Raw genomic sequence first — 17,071 nt, forward strand, 5'->3', positions numbered from 1 at the left:
AGCGCCGGTGCCGGTCGACGCGGTGTTCACCTTCTCGTACGAGACCTACGCCGATGCGCGGGCACGCGAGATGATGCGGCCGCCCGACCGCATCCTTGAGACCCTGATCGCCGAGCAGGACGAGGGCGGCATCGGCCGCCTGCTCGTGGCGAACCCGTTCCGCTCGGTCGTGACGGTGGCCGCCCATCGCCTGCTGCGCGATCAGCCCGCCTTCCCCGCGACCGACGTCAGGCAGCTGTTCGAGCCGATGCGGCTCGCGCGCTCCGACGCAGCGGACCCCGCGGAGGTCGCGCGGCAGTACGCGGCCTATGACCGGGCGCTGCGCAGGGCGGCGGCGCGGTTCGGGCTCGAGCGCCCCGCCGTGATCACCACGAATCCCGTGATCGCCGGCTTCGCGCCGCTCGCGTGGGCGGGCTCGGTCACCTACTTCGGCCGGGACGACTGGCTCACGACGCCGGCCAAGCGGCGCTGGTGGCCGGTCTACGCGGAGGCCTACGCCCGCATCGCCCGCAGCGGCATCGCCGTCACGGCGGTCAGCCGGCAGATCATCGACCGCATCGCGGCGTCCGGCGTCGACGCAGGCGGGCTGCGCGGGGCATCCGCCGTCGTGCCCAACGGCGTCGACCCGCGCGAGTGGCTCGGCCCCGCCGCCGCGCCGCCCGCGTGGTTCGCCGCACTGCCCGCGCCGCGCGCGGTTCACGTCGGAACCCTCGACACCCGCATCGACGTCGAGGGCATCGCGGCGCTCGCCGCGGCGCGGCCCGAGCTGTCGATCGTGCTGCTCGGCTCGGTGCCCGACGAGCGCGACGTCGCCCCCCTGCGCCCTGTTCCGAACATCACGATCGCCCCGCACGTCGGCCGCGCCGAGCTGGTCGCGGTGCTGCGGGCGACCGAGATCACCCTGCTCGCGCATCGCCGCACGCCGCTCACCGAGGCGATGAGCCCGCTCAAGCTCTACGAGTACCTCGCCGCGGGGGCGCCCGTGCTCGCGGTCGACCTGCCGCCGGTGCGCGGCCTCGGTCCGCGCGTGCTGCTCACCGAGGACGTGGCCGGATTCGCGGGGGCGACGGATGCCGCACTGGCGCTCGGACGCGCCCCGGAATCCGACCGCGAGCGCTTCGTCGATGACAACTCCTGGCGCTCGCGCCACCGTGCGCTGCTCGAGCTCGCGCTGCCCGCCGGCGCGAACATTTCGCCGCGATGACAAGTGACAAACGCTCACGTAAAAACCTGACGATCACTCTATTTACCACCGCGGCGTGAACCTACTCTGGGGGACAACACCCCAGGCAACACCCCCCAGACGGCACCCGATGCGTGGAGGACGTCATGTCCGAATCCGCAGTACCTGTCCACATCGCCGTGGCCCCGCAACCGCTCCGCCTCGCCTGGCAGAAGCGCCTGCAGCTCGCTCTCGTCGCGACGGATTCCGCCGCCATCGTCGTCGCGATCGCGGTCGCCCAGCTGGGCCGCTTCGGCACCGTGGGCTTGCAGGGCACGGCGCCGCACTCGATCGAGTTCCGCGCGCTCGCCCTCATCGTGGCGGTCGCCTGGCTGCTCGGCCTGTGGGCCACCAGGTCGCGCGACCGCCGCATCCTCGGCGTCGGCCTCGTCGAGTACGGTCGCGTCGCGAACGCGACCTTCATCACCTTCGGGCTGCTGGCGATCCTCGCCTACCTCGCCCAGCTCACCATCGCCCGCGGCTACCTCGCCATCGCGCTGCCGCTGGGGCTCGCCCTGCTGCTCGCCGGCCGGCTGTACTGGCGCGGGCGGGTCCACGTCATGCGGCGCGCCGGCCGCTGCCTCACGGGGGCCGTCGTGGTCGGGGGAGCCGCCGAGGTCGAGCGCGCCGTCGCCGAGCTGCGCGGCCAGCTGCGGGCGGGCTACAAGGCCATCGCCGTGGTGCTCACCGATGGCGGGGTGCTCACCGGTCCGGCATCCGTTCTCCCGCGCGTCGGGCTCGACGAGCTGGTCGAGACGGTGCACGACTCCCGCACCCGTGCCGTGATGATCGCGGGCGGGCTGCCGGGCGGCAACGAGCAGATCCGCGAGCTGGGCTGGGCGTTCGAGGACTCGGGCGTCGAGCTCATCCTCGTCTCGCGGCTGATCGAGGTCGCCGGGCCTCGCATGCACTGGCGACCCGTCGAGGGGCTGCCGATGGTGCACGTCGACCTGCCCCGGTTCTCGGGTTTCAACTACACCGTGAAGCGCGCCTTCGACCTCGTCGTCGGGACGCTCGCGCTCATCGTCGCGAGCCCGCTGATGCTCGCCGTGGCGCTCGCGGTGAAGACCGACGGCGGCCCCGTGCTCTTCCGCCAGCAGCGGGTCGGCATGCGCGGCGGACGGTTCGCGATGCTGAAATTCCGCTCCATGGTGGTCGACGCCGAGGCGCGGCTCGCGGAGCTGGTGCATCGCAACGAAGGCGCGGGGCTGCTGTTCAAGCTGAAAGACGACCCGCGGGTGACGCGCGTGGGCCGCGTCATCCGGCGGCTCTCCCTCGACGAGCTGCCTCAGCTGTTCAACGTGCTGCGGGGCGAGATGAGCCTCGTCGGCCCTCGGCCGCCGCTGCCGGCCGAGGTCACCAGGTACGAGGGCAGGGTCAACCGCCGCCTGTTGATCAAGCCGGGCATCACGGGGCTGTGGCAGGTCTCGGGCCGCAGCGGGCTGAGCTGGGAGGAGAGCGTCAAGCTCGACCTCTGGTACGTCGAGAACTGGTCGCTCACCAACGACCTGATGATCCTGCTGCGCACGGCGCGCACGGTGTTCGCACACGAGGGGGCCTACTGATGTCGAAGGAACGCGTGCTGCTGGTCTGTTCGGGCGGCGGCCACCTGAAGCAGCTGTTCACGCTCGCCGAGCGCATCGGCATCGCGCCGGACGAGCAGCTCTGGCTGACCTTCCGCAACGGGCTGAGCGAGTCGCTGCTCGCCGAGCGCGAGGTGATCTTCACGCCGTTCGCGGCGCCGCGCGACGCGACGAACATTCTGCGGCTGCGCGCCTTCGCCGAGCTGCTGCTCGCGACGAACCACTTCTCGATGGCGGTCTCGACGGGGTCGAGCCCCGCGGTCGCGGTGCTGCCGGTGGCGATCAAGCACGGCATCCCCGCGCACTACATCGAGTCGGCGGCGCGCGCCGACGGGCCGTCGCTCTCGGGCCGGCTGATCGCGCGCAACGGGCACATCCCGACCTACACGCAGTATCCGGTGTGGCAGAACGAGCGGTGGAAGTACCGCGGGTCGATCTTCGACGCGTTCCGGCCGACGGATGCCGCGGGCGCACGCCGCATCGCGCGCGTGGTCGTCTCCGTCGGAACCCAGGAGGGGTATCCGTTCCACCGCCTGTACCGCTCGCTCGCGCCGCTGCTCGACGGCTGCGACGTGCTGTGGCAGACGGGTACGGAGGACGTGTCGGGCTTCGGCATCCCCGGTCGTCCCATGGTGCCGCACGCCGAGCTGGCGCAGGCCATCGCCGAGGCCGATGTGGTGATCGCGCACGCGGGCACCGGCACGGCGCTCACGGCCCTCGAGAACGGCAAGGTGCCGGTGCTCGTGCCGCGGCTCGCGAAGTTCCACGAGCACGTCGACGACCACCAGGTGCAGATCGCGCGCGAACTCGAGAGTCGCGGTCTCGCCCTGATGCGGCATGCCGAGGATCTCACCATGGAGGACCTGGTGCACGCGGCCTCGCTCGGGGCGGCCGTCGCGGCGCCGCCGCGCTTCGAGCTCGTCGCGTAGCGGGCGGCGCCCCCGGGGATCCGCGTGCGCTACCAGGATCCGGGTTGCGCTACTCGGATCCGAGTAGCGCACTGCGGAAACTAGTGGCGCAAACGGGCGGGGCGGGAGGCGGGCGGAAGGCGCGATGCCGCCTCAGGGCGCGGCGGCGCCCGCCACGTCAGCGGGGAGCGCACGGCCGAAGAGGTCCTTCGGCACCGGGCCGAGGGAGCCCTGCGGCGAGATACGGATGCCGGAGGCATCCGTCGGCCGCAGGTCGCCCGTCGCCTGATTGTGGAAGCCGACTTTGCCCGCCCGGTTGCCGTCGCGCGTGACGACGGCCGGGGTGCCGCACATCTTCGTGTTCCACGACGCGACGATCGAGTTCGTCATGGGGGCGTCGCAGGTGGAGATGTAGGCGACGATGTTGCGGTCGAAGACCAGGCCCGGCGTCGGCTCGAGCCGCACCGCGCCGTTCGCGAAGGTGTTGTTCCGCACCACGAGGTCGGTCGCGCTCTTCTCTTGCAGGGCGGCCGACGAGCCGCCGCCGCAGTGCGGCGTGACGACGATGCAGCCCTGGATGAAGTTCGACTCGACCGTGAGGTGGTGGATGCCCTTGCCCGCGCCGACCGAGATGATGAGGCCCGTGTTGTAGCAGTTCTTCAGCCGGTTGCCCCTGATCGTCACGTTCGACGAGTCGAACACCTGGATGCAGTCGGCGTGCAGATTGTCGTTCTTGTCCTGGTTGTAGTCGTGCACCGAGTTGCCCTCGATCAGCACGTTGTTCGCGAGCCCGACCTGGATGCCGTCGATCGAGGACCCGTTCTTGAACTCCGAGTTCTTCACCGTGATGTCGGAGGAGCGCACGAACAGCCCGCCGCCGTCGACTGTGATGTCGTCGAGCACGGTGCCGACGGCGCCGCCGTTCAGGTACCACTGCACGGTGACGGTGACGCCGGTCCAGGTGAGGTGCGGCGCGGCATCCGTGATCGCTCCGAAGACCGGGTGCGCGCCGGGCTCAGGCTTCACGAATGCGTTGGAGTCGGCGCCGTCGAGGTGCGGGGCGCCGTCCGCGGCGAGGCGCGTCGTCGGGTAGGTGCCGCCGGCGAGGCGGATCGTCGTGCCGGGGGCGGCGCGCGCGACGGCCGTCGCGAGTTCACACGGCTTGGCCTTCGTGCAGTCGCGCCCCGTGCCGTTCGGCGCCGCATGGCTGTCTTTCAGCGGCGAGCCCGCCGTGAGCGGCTTCGCGTGCGACTCGGCCTCGTGCCCGGCCTTCTGCAGCGTGCCGAACAGGCCAGAGGAGCACCCCGATGCGCCGAGCGCCACCGCGACCGCAATGGCCACAGCGGCGGCGAGGCGGCGCCCCCGGGTCATCCGCGCGGTCATCCGCCGGCCTTCGCGAGCGCCGCCCACGCCAGCCGCGCGATCGCGGCCTGCCCCTCGGCCGACGGGTGGAAGAAGTCGACGCGCGAGATCTCCGCCGCGGTGAAGACGTGGTCGTGCACCGCGTTCCGATCCCAGATGCAGTTCGGATGCTGCGCGCAGACCGTCTCGATCGCGTCGTCGTACTGCTCGACGAGCTTCCCGACCGCGGCGCGCCGCTCGACGTCGGCCGCGGCGGTCGAGCTCGGGTTGCCGAGCAGCGAGCGGCAGCCCGGCGCCGTGCTCCACGCCTTCGCGACGGGGCCGATGCCGTGGCCGAGCTCCCACAGTCGGTTCAGGTCGGGCACCGAGAGCGCCAGGATGTGCGCGCCGGGCAGCCCCGCCGTGAGCTGGTCCATGAGCGTGCCGTAATCGGCCTGGAACCGCGCGGCCGGCGTCATCTCGTCGAAGCTCGGGCGGCAGGCGTCGTTCGCGCCGATCATGATCACGACGAGCTGCGGCTTCGCGGCGATCACCTTCGACGCCGTGCCGAGCATGGTGGCCACGGACCCGCCGTTCACGGCGCCGTTCGCGATCGCGGGGGTGCGGCCGTTCGCCGCGCCGATGCGGCGGGCGAGCGAGTCGACGTCGGCGTCGGTGCCCATCGCCCACGACGCCTGCGTGCACACCCCGCTGCGGCCGCACGCGTTCACGCCGAGGCTCATCGAGTCGCCCAGCACGCCGAGGGTCGTGACACCGGCAAGCAGGCCGACAGACACCGACGGCTGCGGCTCGGCGGCCCGGCCCATCGCCGAGCAGCCGCCGAGGGCAAGGAGGAGCACGGATGCCGCGAGCGCGGCCGCCGCGCGGGCGGCGCGCCCCGACAGCCCGGGCCTCCCCGAGCTCACACGCGGCTCGACTCGTCGCGGTTCCACAGCACCGGCAGCCCGGCCCGCACCCGCAGCCGGGCCCGCACCCGCGGCACGGCCTTGCCGTAGCAGTACACCGCGAGCGCCGGCCACAGCCGCGGCCGCCGGGCGACCCGGCCGAGCAGGGCGCGCGGCGAGCTCGTGCCCGCCCGCGCCTGGGCCTCGGGCACGAGTCCCGCGCGGCGCAGCTCGGCGTTGCCCGCCGCGATGCGCGTCGAGCGGGCGATCTCCGCGGCGAGCGTCGCGGGCGCCGAGATCGAGAAAGTGTGGTCGGGCAGGCTCCGGCGCTCGTCCACCGTGAACAGCTGCTGCACATAGCGGTCGTCGGCGATGATCGACGGGAACGCGCCGAAGCGCGCCCGCCCCGCCTGCGACAGCACGTACACGCCCGATCCGAGGTGCGCCTCGCGGCGGTAGTCGCTCAGCGACCAGATGCGGTAATGCAGTCGCACCGCGCGGCTGGCGTGGCTCAGGTCGATCGACAGGGTGGGCGATGCGGCCAGCACCCCCGGCTCGCGCGCCATCAGCTCGGCGACGGCGAGCAGCGCGCCCGCCTCGAGGCGCACGTCGGCGTCGACGTAGGCGCGCGGGAAGACCGTCGCGGCCGCGTCGCCGGCGTTCAGCGCGGCCGGCTTGGACGCGGTCGGGATCTCGACGACGCGCACGCGGGGGTCGGCGGATGCCGCGACCTCGGCCGTGGCATCTGTGCACCCGTTCGCGACCACCACGAGTTCGAGCCGCTGCTCGCGGTCGCCCGCGATGAGGCGGTCGAGCAGGCGGCCGATCACGGCCGCCTCGTCGTGCGCGGGGATGACGACGCTCATCACGGGCCGGTCGGGGCTCTCGGTCATGCGGGCACCTCCTCAGGGGCGGCAGTGCGGGTCGGGGCGGGGGAGAGGGCGGGCGCCGGGTCGTCGTCGATCGCGGTCGCCCTCGGCCGGAGGCCGGCGACGCCGCCGACCCGCGGCGACTCGCTGAGCAGCCACGCGCCGATCGCCCACACCCAGCACAGGACGAAGAAGGTCTGCAGGAATCCGAACGCGTCGTAGAAGAACAGGGCGGCGATGTACCCGGCGCACGACACCGCGCAGGTGAAGGCGAGGTGCGCATAGCGCGGCGGCACGTCCTTCCGCAGCGCGAAGCCGATGAGGCGCAACGGCGGCACGAGCATGAAGATCGCGAGGCCGAGCACCCCGACCGCGCCCGCCTCGAGCAGCGTGCCGAGCACCTGGTCGTCGAGGATGAACGCGTTGGCGTTCGGCCCCACGAGCACCCGCGAGCCGAAGCCGGTGCCGAAGAACGGGCTCGCCACGACCTTGCTCATCGCGGGTCCGAGGTCGGCGAGGCGCCCCGCGCCGCCCCAGCCCGCCGAGGTGTACTGCGAGGCGACGAGCTGCGCCGGGTCGAGGAACGAGCCGATCATCGTGCCGATCAGCTTGGGCAGCGCGACCGCCCCGATGAGCAGTGCCGGGACTGCGGAGCCGATCAGGATCGCGGCGAGCTTCGGGCGCAGGGCCAGCGTGAGCAGGATCATCACCGCGATGACGATGACGGCCGTGCGGCTCACGGCGGTGGTCATGCCGAGCAGGATGACCGCGATCAGGAATCCGTACACGATCGTGCGGCTGATGCGGTTGGCCGGCTTCGCGCCGTATTTCGAGAGCCAGACGGCGAACGGCAGCGCCATGCACAGCATCACGGAGAGGGCGATCGGATGCTGCGACGAGGCGTACGAGCGGTCGCCGCCCGCACGGAACGACTGGGTCTGGTCGCTGATCAGCTTGAGCGGCAGCACCTTGCCGAGGTCGAGGAACACGTTCACGTTGGTGACCTTCTCGACGACCGCGAAGAACGCGACGACCGCGGCCGACCACACGAAGAACTGGATCAGCACGAGCACGCGCCCCTCGTCGCGCAGCAGCTGCCGCACGATGAAGAACACGCTGATCAGCAGTCCGAAGTTGATGAACTGGCCGAGCACGGCGCCGCCGAGCGCGTTCTCGGAGATGGAGGCGACGTTGGTGGCGACGGAGAGCATCATCGCGAGGAAGAACGCGCCGATCGACGCGCCGAACTTGACGGGCTTCCACGTGAAGCGCGGGTCGATGAGCAGCGCCACCACCATCGCGACCAGGATCAGCACGATGACGACGCGGTACGGCTCGAGCTGGAAGGGCAGCGGGATCGGGATCGCGTAGCGCCGCACCGGGATGAACATGACGACGCTCGCGAGGATGATGAGCGCGGATGCCCACGAGAACAGCACCCTGCGGGCGAGGTACAGGAACGAGACACCGAGCAGGATGCCGCCGCCGATGAGCGGCGGAACCCAGAGCGCCGAGGCGAGCGCGATGCCCGCGAGCAGTGCCGCAGAGACGATCGCCCGTGTCTTCATGCCCGCCCCCTGGTGCTCGGGCTACGCGTCGACGACGGTGCGCGGCGGGGCGAAGCCCTCGGGGGCGCCGGGGCCGGGGCCGCCCGGCGGGATCGCCGCGGTCGCGGGCTCGCCGGTCAGCTCGGGCGCGCTGCCGCTCGCGCGGGCCGCACGAGCGCGGCGGGCCCTCGTGCGCTCCCGCGAGAGGGCGATGTTGTAGAGCACGAACGCGAGCGCGACGAACACGAGCAGCACGCCGACGCCCGTGATCACGAGCGGGATCGCCGGGTTGGATCCCGCCGCCGCCTTGGCCGCGCCGTCGGTGATGGTCGTCAGCTGGATGCGGTCGCCCGCCGCCACCTTCGCCTCGTTCTGCTGGCGCACCACGTAGCTCTGGAACTGCTCGGCGGCGGTCCGGGAGATCTTCTCGGCACGCCCGGCGTCGTCGCTCTGCCCGACGATGTCGATCATCGGCAGGGTGTACTTGCCGGGGAACTGTTCGCTGCCCGCGGGCTGCGTCGTGCGGCTGACCGCCGTGAGCTTGTCGTCGCTGCCGAAGGCACCGAGCTGGGCCTCGACCTGCTGGCGGATCGTGTCGCCCGAGATCAGGTAGGCGTAGACGACCGCCGTCTGGGCGAGATTGGTCTGCTGCACGGTCTGGCCGGGCGCCTGGGTCGGCCCGAGCTGCTGGTCGGTGTAGATCGACTGGTCGGCCGAGCCGAGCATGACCGTCGTGGCCGCCGTGTACTGCTGGGTGGTGCGCGAGACGAGCTTGCCGTCGACGAGCGTGAAGCCGGCGACCATGGCGGCGGCCGCCGCGACGACCACGCCGACGAGCAGCAGCCACTTGTAGCGCCAGAGGACCCTGAGGTACTGGGGAACGTCCATTTCGCGTCGCCTTCTCTCGGGTTGGGGGTCGATGAGGGTGGTGCGGCGCCGCACCCGAACGGGGGTCGATTTCAGGGTGCACCCGGCAGGTTGACAGTGATGTTTCCTCATGTTGCCAGGATGTAAAAGCTTCACGACGGATCCTCACATCCTCTTCCGGCCACCGGCCGACTGGCCCACCGTTGTAGCCATGGCCGAGCCATTGACCGTCTTCTACGCGTTCCCGCACGCGCTCGGCGATGCGGGAATCGGCTGGACGGCGTGGAATCAGGCGGCGGAGCTGGCCGCCGCCGGCCACCGCGTGCACGTCGTCGCGGCGTCGCTGAGTCGGCCGGTCCCGGGCGCGGCGAGCGTGCGGACGACGCTGCAGCGCGGACGGGTGCGGATGCCGCATCGGGCCATCGGCCGCGAGAACGCCTTCGCGCTGCACGACCTGCTCACCGCCCGCGCCCTCGAGCGCCGGGCTGCCGCCGAGCGCATCCATGTCGTGCACGGCTGGCCGCTGAACGGCACGCGCACCTTCGCCGCCGCGCGGCGGCTCGGCATCCCCTCGGTGCGCGAGGTGCCCAACACGCACACCGCGCACGCCTACCAGGTGGTCGCCGACGAGTATCGCGCCCTCGGCCTCGAGCAGCCCGCGGGGAAGTCGCACACCTACTCGCAGCTGCGGCTGGATCGCGAGCAGCGCGAGTACGAAACGGCCACCGCCCTGCTCACCCCATCGGATGCCGTGCGCCAGACCTTCCTCGACCGGGACTTCCCGCCCGCCCGCCTGCTGCGGCACCGCTACGGGGTGCGGCCCGAGGACGTGCGCGCCCACGTGCCGCGCCCCGCGGGCAGCGGCCTGCGCGCGGTGTTCCTCGGCCGCTGCGATCCGCGCAAGGGGCTGCACCACGCGCTGCGCGCGTGGCGCGACTCGACGGCCTCGCGGGGCGGCGCCCTCACGGTCTTCGGCGACTTCCTGCCCGCCTATCGCGAGGTGCTCGGGCCGCTGCTCGACCACCCGAGCGTCACGGTCGCGGGCTTCACCGCCGACGCGGGCGCCGCGCTCGCGAACGCCGACGTGCTGCTGCTGCCCACCGTCGAGGAGGGCAGCGCGCTCGTCACCTACGAGGCGCAGGCCGCGGGCTGCGTGCCGCTCGTGTCGAGTGCTGCGGGCGCCGACCTCGTCGAAGGGGTCACGGGCCTCACCCACGCCGTCGGCGACACGCTCACACTCACGGCGCAGCTCGACCGGCTCGCGCAGCACCCCGACGAGCTCGAGCGGATGTCCCGGGCGGCGGCGGCCCGTGCGCCCCGGCTCGGCTGGGCCGCGGCGGCCGAGCGGCTCGGCGGCGCCTATCGCGAGGCCGTGTGGCTGCACGCCGGCGCGCTCGGCGAGAGCACGGCGGCGGCCGGCACCGCGACCGGCACCGCCGCCACGGGAGAGGGGCCGCGTGTACGGGCCGGCTGACCTGACGGTCATCGTCTGCAGCCGCGACCGCGCGCCGATGCTTCGCGAGGCGCTGCGGTCGATCGCCGCCGCGACGCCCGCCGGGGTCGAGGTGCTGGTCGTGGACTCCGGCTCGCGCACGGATGAGACGCGCAGCGTCGCGCGCGAGGCATCCGTCGGCTACGTCCGCTCCGACGTTCCCGGCCTCTCGATCGCCCGCAATCTCGGGCTCGCGCACGCCGAGCGGCCGATCGTGCTGTTCACCGACGACGACTGCGTCGCGGTCCCCGGCTGGGTCGAGGGGGTGCTCGCGCACTTCGCCGACGAGCGGGTGGGCGCGGTCACCGGGCGGATGCTGGACCACACCCTCGTCGCCGGGGCCGCCCCGGGCCGCGTCGAGCGGCTCACCGGCGTGCTGCGCGGGATCGACGCCGGGCACGGCGCGTTCATGTCGTTCCGGCGCGAGCTGATGCTGCGCCTCGGCGGCTTCGACGAGGTGCTCGGCGCAGGGCGCCGCTTCGCGGGCGCCGAGGACCTCGACGCGTTCTGCCGGGTGCTCGCGGCCGGCTCCGCGATCGTGTCGGACACCACGGTGACGGTGCACCACATCTTCACGCGTGAGGACGGCGACCATGTCGCCCTGTACCGCGGCTACGGCCTCGGGGCGGGGGCGATGGCGAACAAGTGGATCCGCATCCGGCCGCTCATCGGCCTCGCCATGGCCGGGCTGCTCGTGGGCCGGGCGGCGCTCGGCGTGCTGCGCTGGCCGGAGGCGCGCGAGCGGGCCGCGCGCCGCGCACTGCTCACGGCGATCCCCCAGGGCATCGCCGCCGCGGCCCGGGTGCCGCGTCGAGGCGCGCTCTTCGTCGACGCCGACCGCCCCGCGCCGGTCACCCCGCCCGGTGTGTGGAGCACGAAGGAGCAGCAGCCGTGAGCCGCCGCACCCAGGTCGAGCTGATGCGCACCCTCGACGAGAAGTTCATCAGGACCTCGATCGAGTTCGAGACGACGTGGCCGACCGCGACGCTCGTCATCGACGGGGCGCCCTTCCGCGGGGCCGACGGTGCGATCGACCGCGAGCGGGTGGCATCCGCGCTGCTCGTGGTCGGCCGCCGTTTCACCGAGACACAGCTGAAGATCACGGATGCCCCGCTCGGCGTCACCACTCCGCTGTGGGTCCCGGCCGGCCCGCTCGACCGCGACTACCACCTGGGGTGGTTCCCGCGCGTTCCCGCCGCCGCCGAGGAGCCGGCGCTGTTCTCGGGGGCCGCCAACGTGCCGCGCCGCCGCGACCGCCCGCTGTGGCGCTACACCGTCATCGAGCGCGCCGACGGCGACCTCGCCGTCGTCGGCAGCGTGCAGCACGCGCTCGGCGACGCCCTGTTCGCCCTGAAGTTCATGGACGCGCTGATGGGCGACGGCTCTGCCGAGGTCGCCGCGCTCGGCCCGGCCCCGCGCACCCGCGTCGGCGGACTGCTCGTGGTGTGGGGGCGCTGGCTGCGCGCGCGCAGCGGCCCGCGGGACGCGTGGCGCGAGTACTGGCGCAAGCCCTTCCGGAAGCGGCTCACCCGCTGGGGCGGCCGACTGCTGCGGCCCCTGCGCAACCGTGCGATCGACCGCCGGGGGCTGCGGGCCGGGTATGCCCCGCCGATGGCCGCCGCCTACTGGAACACCGAGCTCGCCTCGGCGGCCGAGCTCGCCCGGCGCCTCGGGGGCAGCATCAGCGACCTCGTCATCGCCCTCGCGCTGCGGGCGACGGCGGCGGCCGACGGCGGGGCGCTCGCTGAGGTATCCGTCGCCGTCCCGGTCTCTCGGCGCAGCCGCGAGGGCGCCGCGGTGCGCAACAGCATCGTCATGCTGCGCATCGCCGTGCCGCGCGGCCTCCCGCTCGCCGCCGCGGTGGCCGCCGTGCACGCGCAGATCGCCGCGTTCGCACGCACGGGCGACGGTGACACGGCGCCCGCGGAGTCCGGCGCGTACGCCTCGTACCTGCCGTACCGGCGTGAGCGCGCCGCGATCGCGGGCGCGGCGGTGCGCCGCGTGCTGCTCTGGCCGGTGCCGATGCCGGGGTCGCGGCTCGGGCTGTTCGGCTCGTCCTACGCGGGCGAGCTGAGCTTCACGGCGCTGTGCGGGCCGGGCATCGATCCGGCGGTCGTGCGCGCCGTCGTCGAGCAGGAGCTGACGGATGCCGCGGCGGCGCTCGCCGCAGAACAGGGGGTGCCCTCATGAGCACGGCGAAGGACGCGATCCGCACGCTTCTGAACCCGCGCACCTATCTGCAGGCGCTGAAGCTCGCGAACTTCGCGGGCTACTCCTACGCCGACCAGCTCGCGCGGCTCCACCGCGGTGCCGGCGTGCGCATCGCGCCGAATGTGTCGTTCCGGAACGCCGAGCGGATCTGGGTGGGCGACGGCAGCCACCTCGGCGAGAACTGCGTCATCTGGGCGGGCAACTCGACCGGGCGCATCGTGTTCGGGCCGAAGTGCCTGCTCGGCCCGCACGTGACCCTGACCGCCTCGAACTACGGCATCGAGCAGGGCACACCCGTGATGGACCAGCCCAAGATCGAGCGCGACATCGTGCTCGGCGCCGACGTCTGGCTCGGTGCGAACGCGGTCGTGGTGGCCGGCGTCACGATCGGCGACGGGGCGATCGTCGGCGCGGGCGCCGTCGTCACGAGAGACGTGCCGGCGAACGCGATCGTCGGCGGGGTGCCGGCGCGGGTGCTGGGGCATCGGCCGTCTGCTCTGGTGAAGGCGGCATCATGACCTCCCTCACCGTCGTCATCGTCAGCTACAACACCCGAGAGCAGACCCTCGCCTGCCTCGACTCCCTGGCCGCAGCCGCCGAAGGGGCCCCGGGCCTCGAGCTGTCGACGATCGTGGTCGACAACGGCTCGGCCGACGGCTCGGCGGAGGCGGTACGGGTGCGGCATCCGTCTGTCCTCGTCATCGAAGCGGGCGAGAACCTCGGCTTCGCCGCCGGGGTGAACCGCGGCGTCGCGCGGGCGACGGGCGAGTACGTGCTGCTGCTCAACCCTGACACGACCGTGCTGCCCGGCGCCCTCGCGGCCCTCGTCGACTACGCCGTGGCGCACCCCGAGCACGGGCTGTACGGCGGGCGCACGCTCGCGGCCGACGGGTCCCTCGAGCCGTCATCGTGCTGGGGGGCGCCCAGCCTGTGGTCGCTGCTCTGCTTCGCGACCGGGCTGTCGACGGCGTTCGCCCGGTCGCGGGTGTTCGACCCGGAATCGCTGGGGCGCTGGGCGCGCGACACCGTGCGCGAGGTGCCGGTGATCACGGGATGCCTGCTGCTCGTGCGCCGCTCCGACTGGAACCGCCTCGGGGGCATGGACGAGCGCTTCTTCCTCTACGGCGAGGACGCCGACTTCTCGCTGCGCGCGGCTGCTGCGGGGATGCGGCCGGTGATCGTGCCGGCAGCGACCATCGTGCACACCGTCGGCGGCTCGACCTCCGAGAGCGGTCGGGAGCGGAACGGCCGCAAGATGAGCATGGTCATGGCGGGGAAGGCGACCCTGCTGAGGGCGCGCTGGTCGCCCGGCCGGGCACGCCTCGGCATCGCGCTGCTTGAGGCGGGCGCGCTCACCCGCGGCCTGCTCGAGCGCGCCGTCGGCCGCGCAGGCGGCACCTGGAGCGAGGTGTGGCGCCGCCGCGCCGACTGGGTGCCGGGTTACCCGGCGGCCCGCGCGCGCCTCTTCGACGCGCTGGGCGTGAGCTCGGGCACGGATGCCGGCCTCGTGGTCGAGGCCGAGCCGGCGTTCCGCACCGAGCACGCGAACCCCTACACGGCGCGCCTCTACCGCAGCATGGCCGGGCTCGGCGTGACGGTGCGCGACCTCAGCTATTGGCGGCTTGCGACCGCCCGCCTCGACATCGTCCACCTGCACTGGCCCGAGCTCACCTTCCTCTCCGGCCACCGCTCGTGGCGGTCCGCCGCCCGGCTCACCCTGTTCTTCGGGGCGCTGCGGCTCGCGCGGCGCCGAGGCACCCGCCTCGTGTGGACCGTGCACAACGTCGTCGACCACGAGCAGCGCTCGACCCCCGCGCTGCGGGCGCGGCTGCGCCGGCTGCTGGGGGCGAACGTCGACGGCATCCTCTCGCTGTCCGCCAGCGGGGTCGACGCCGCGCGCCGCAGCTACCCCGAGCTCGCCGGCCGGCCGGCGTTCGTCACGCCGCACGGGCACTACCGCGCCGACTACGACTTCTCGGCGACGCGCGCCGGGGCTCGGGCGCGGCTCGGCCTCGACGGCGAGGGCCTCGTCGCGGCATCCGTCGGCCAGCTGCGCCCCTATAAGAACGTGCCGCACCTGCTCGAGGTGTTCCGTGCGGCGGGCGGCGAGGCGCGGCTCGCGATCGCGGGGCGCCCGTCGAGCGACGCGGAGCGCACGGCGATCACGGATGCCGCAGCAGGCGACCCCCGCATCGTGCTCGACCTCGCCTTCCAGTCGGCCCAGCGGGTCGCGGACTGGCTGTGCGCGAGCGACCTCGTCGTGCTGCCCTACCGCGCGATCGAGAACTCGGGCTCGGCGATCCTCGCGCTGTCGGCGAGCCGGCCCGTGCTGGTGCCGCGCCTCGGCGCGATGGGCGAGCTCGCCGCGCTGGTGGGGCCGAGCTGGGTGCGCAGCTACGACGGCGAGCTCGACGCGGCTGTGCTGGCCGACGCGCTCGCGTGGGCGCGCGACGAGCCGCGCCCCGGCGTCGCCGACCTCTCCGCGCTGGAGTGGGACGCCATCGCCGCGGCCACGCTCGACGCATACCGCGCGGTGCTCGGGCGTGCGTCGGCGACCCCGGTGGCGGAGGAGACAGGGGAGTCGGAGGAGCGATCATGGGTGCCCGTCCTGGAGTGAAGCGGCGCGTCGTCGCCGTGAGCGCCGCCGCGGTGCTGGTGCTCGCCGCCGTGCTGACCGGCGAACTGCCGGCCTGGGGCGTGCAGACCGTGCCGCCCGCCGTGAAGACCGTGCAGGCGAACCTGCCGCCGGTCGGCGCGGGCACCGGGGTCAACGCGGGCGCCGGCGCGCCGGCGGTCGCGATCCTCGACTCGGGCTCCGAGCTGCGCAGCGACTACAACCTCAAGGCACAGGTGAACTGCTTCGGCTCGGGCACAGCCGGCGACGCGAACGGGCACGGCACGGCGGTCGCCGGGGTGATCGGCGCGTACGACGACAATGCGGGGGTCGTGGGCGTCGCGCCCGGCATCCCCCTCTACTCCGTGCGGATCCTCGACAGCAAGAACGCCGGCACCCTCACGACCATGCTGTGCGGCCTCAACTGGGTGATCGCGAACGCGCGGGCCGACAACATCAGGGTCGTGAACCTGAGCCTCGGCACCTCGGGCTCCGACGACGGGAACTGCGGGAAGACGAACGGCGACCCGATCCACCAGGCGATCTGCACGATCACGGGCATGGGCATCGTCGTGGTCGCCGCCGCGACGAACAACAACGTCGACATCGCGAAGGTGATCCCCGCGGCGTACGACGAGGTCCTCGCCGTGAGCAACATGGCCGACTTCGACGGGCAGCCCGGCGGGAAGGCGACCGCGCCCGCCGCGTGCACGGCGCAGTTCAGCATGCCGTGGGGCGACGACACCGCGGCGACGAACAGCGGCTACGCCGTGAGCGCGGCCGACCAGGCGCACATCATCGCCGCGCCCGGCGCGTGCCCGTACTCGACACTGAAGGGCGGCCGCATCGGCTACCTGCAGTCGGGCACGAGCATGTCGACGGCGGTGGTTTCCGGAGTCGTCGCCGACTGCCTCGAGCCGAACGGTGCGTGCGCTGGCATGACCTCGTCGCAGGCGATCATGCAGACCGTGATCGCGCAGGCCGCGGCGCAGGCGTCGCTGGGGCACGGATTCCAGGGCGACCCGCTGCACCCGATCGCGGGCAAGTACTACGGATTCCTCGCGAGCACGGTGCCCGTCGGGGGAGCGATGCCGACGCCCACACCCACGCCGACCTCGACCCCGACGGTTACGCCGACGCCGACGCCCACCCCGACCCCGACGCCGACGCCGACCCCGACGCCGACCAAGGACACCACTCCGCCCACGGTCACGATCACCGCGCCGCCCTCCGGCACGGTCTTCTCCTCGTCGGGCACGGCCACCGCGCAGGCGAGCGACAACGTCGGCGTCACGGGCGTGACCTTCTGGGTCGGCAGCTCGAAGGTCGCGACGGCGACGAAGCAGGCATCCGGTCTCTGGTCGGCGACGATCAGCACGTCTCCGTACCCGAACGGCAGCTACACCTTCATCGCCAAGGCGACGGATGCCGCAGGCAACGTCGGCACCTCACCCGGCGTCACGGTCGTGGTGAAGCACTAAGCACCGCCGCTCTGCCGCCGCCCTGCCGCTG

14 protein-coding genes are annotated in these 17,071 nt (G+C 73.1%); 9 read left to right on the top strand and 5 right to left on the bottom strand.

All coding sequences use genetic code 11. The features are described from left to right. Positions 1–7: 7 nt before the first annotated feature. From ABD708_RS03990 to ABD708_RS04000, 3 genes are all read left to right on the top strand, one after another. On the top strand, positions 8–1,204 hold the full coding sequence (locus ABD708_RS03990; protein ID WP_344751988.1) for a glycosyltransferase family protein: 1,197 nt from the start codon (positions 8–10) through the stop codon (positions 1,202–1,204). A 125-nt stretch (positions 1,205–1,329) separates the two neighbouring features. Continuing rightward, on the top strand, positions 1,330–2,787 hold the full coding sequence (locus ABD708_RS03995) for a sugar transferase (protein ID WP_344751989.1): 1,458 nt from the start codon (positions 1,330–1,332) through the stop codon (positions 2,785–2,787). Continuing rightward, complete coding sequence (locus ABD708_RS04000; protein ID WP_344751990.1) at positions 2,787–3,734, top strand: glycosyltransferase; 948 nt, start codon at positions 2,787–2,789, stop codon at positions 3,732–3,734. The genes ABD708_RS03995 and ABD708_RS04000 overlap by 1 nt, the downstream gene beginning before the upstream one ends. Before the next feature lie 132 nt (positions 3,735–3,866). Here the strand turns inward: ABD708_RS04000 and ABD708_RS04005 are convergent, their stop codons facing one another. From ABD708_RS04005 to ABD708_RS04025, 5 genes are read right to left on the bottom strand one after another with little or no spacing between them, the layout of a single operon-like run. Continuing rightward, a complete protein-coding gene (locus ABD708_RS04005) occupies positions 3,867–5,096 on the bottom strand; it encodes a right-handed parallel beta-helix repeat-containing protein (protein WP_344751991.1) in 1,230 nt (409 codons plus the stop codon). Further along, the gene (locus ABD708_RS04010) at positions 5,093–5,980 is read right to left on the bottom strand and encodes an SGNH/GDSL hydrolase family protein (RefSeq protein WP_344751992.1); all 888 of its coding nucleotides are present in this window, start codon (positions 5,978–5,980) and stop codon (positions 5,093–5,095) included. The genes ABD708_RS04005 and ABD708_RS04010 overlap by 4 nt, the downstream gene beginning before the upstream one ends. Continuing rightward, positions 5,977–6,852, bottom strand: coding sequence for a glycosyltransferase (locus ABD708_RS04015; protein WP_344751993.1), 876 nt, complete (start codon positions 6,850–6,852; stop codon positions 5,977–5,979). The genes ABD708_RS04010 and ABD708_RS04015 overlap by 4 nt, the downstream gene beginning before the upstream one ends. Next, on the bottom strand, positions 6,849–8,396 hold the full coding sequence (locus ABD708_RS04020; protein ID WP_344751994.1) for an O-antigen ligase family protein: 1,548 nt from the start codon (positions 8,394–8,396) through the stop codon (positions 6,849–6,851). Before ABD708_RS04020 ends, ABD708_RS04015 begins: the two co-directional genes overlap by 4 nt. A gap of 21 nt (positions 8,397–8,417) precedes the next feature. Then, positions 8,418–9,263: a YveK family protein gene (locus tag ABD708_RS04025; protein WP_344751995.1), complete on the bottom strand. Its 846-nt coding sequence runs from the start codon at positions 9,261–9,263 to the stop codon at positions 8,418–8,420. A gap of 190 nt (positions 9,264–9,453) precedes the next feature. On the opposite strand from ABD708_RS04025, the gene ABD708_RS04030 reads away from it, so the two are divergent. The 6 genes from ABD708_RS04030 to ABD708_RS04055 are packed head-to-tail and all read left to right on the top strand — an operon-like array spanning position 9,454 to position 17,040. Continuing rightward, the gene (locus tag ABD708_RS04030; RefSeq protein ID WP_344751996.1) at positions 9,454–10,716 is read left to right on the top strand and encodes a glycosyltransferase family 4 protein; all 1,263 of its coding nucleotides are present in this window, start codon (positions 9,454–9,456) and stop codon (positions 10,714–10,716) included. Beyond that, the gene (locus ABD708_RS04035) at positions 10,700–11,629 is read left to right on the top strand and encodes a glycosyltransferase family 2 protein (protein WP_344751997.1); all 930 of its coding nucleotides are present in this window, start codon (positions 10,700–10,702) and stop codon (positions 11,627–11,629) included. Before ABD708_RS04030 ends, ABD708_RS04035 begins: the two co-directional genes overlap by 17 nt. Beyond that, positions 11,626–12,924, top strand: coding sequence for a wax ester/triacylglycerol synthase domain-containing protein (locus tag ABD708_RS04040; RefSeq protein ID WP_344751998.1), 1,299 nt, complete (start codon positions 11,626–11,628; stop codon positions 12,922–12,924). Before ABD708_RS04035 ends, ABD708_RS04040 begins: the two co-directional genes overlap by 4 nt. Continuing rightward, positions 12,921–13,463 carry an acyltransferase gene (locus ABD708_RS04045; protein ID WP_344751999.1) on the top strand — a complete coding sequence of 181 codons (543 nt, stop codon included), beginning with the start codon at positions 12,921–12,923 and terminating at the stop codon, positions 13,461–13,463. Before ABD708_RS04040 ends, ABD708_RS04045 begins: the two co-directional genes overlap by 4 nt. Next, positions 13,460–15,562, top strand: a complete 2,103-nt coding sequence (locus ABD708_RS04050) for a glycosyltransferase (RefSeq protein WP_344752000.1) — start codon at positions 13,460–13,462, stop codon at positions 15,560–15,562. Before ABD708_RS04045 ends, ABD708_RS04050 begins: the two co-directional genes overlap by 4 nt. Next, a complete protein-coding gene (locus ABD708_RS04055; RefSeq protein ID WP_344752001.1) occupies positions 15,541–17,040 on the top strand; it encodes a S8 family serine peptidase in 1,500 nt (499 codons plus the stop codon). The genes ABD708_RS04050 and ABD708_RS04055 overlap by 22 nt, the downstream gene beginning before the upstream one ends. The last annotated feature ends 31 nt before the right edge of the window (positions 17,041–17,071 follow it).

The organism is Gryllotalpicola koreensis, assembly GCF_039538185.1.
In the GTDB taxonomy this organism is placed as follows: Bacteria; Actinomycetota; Actinomycetes; order Actinomycetales; family Microbacteriaceae; genus Gryllotalpicola; species Gryllotalpicola koreensis.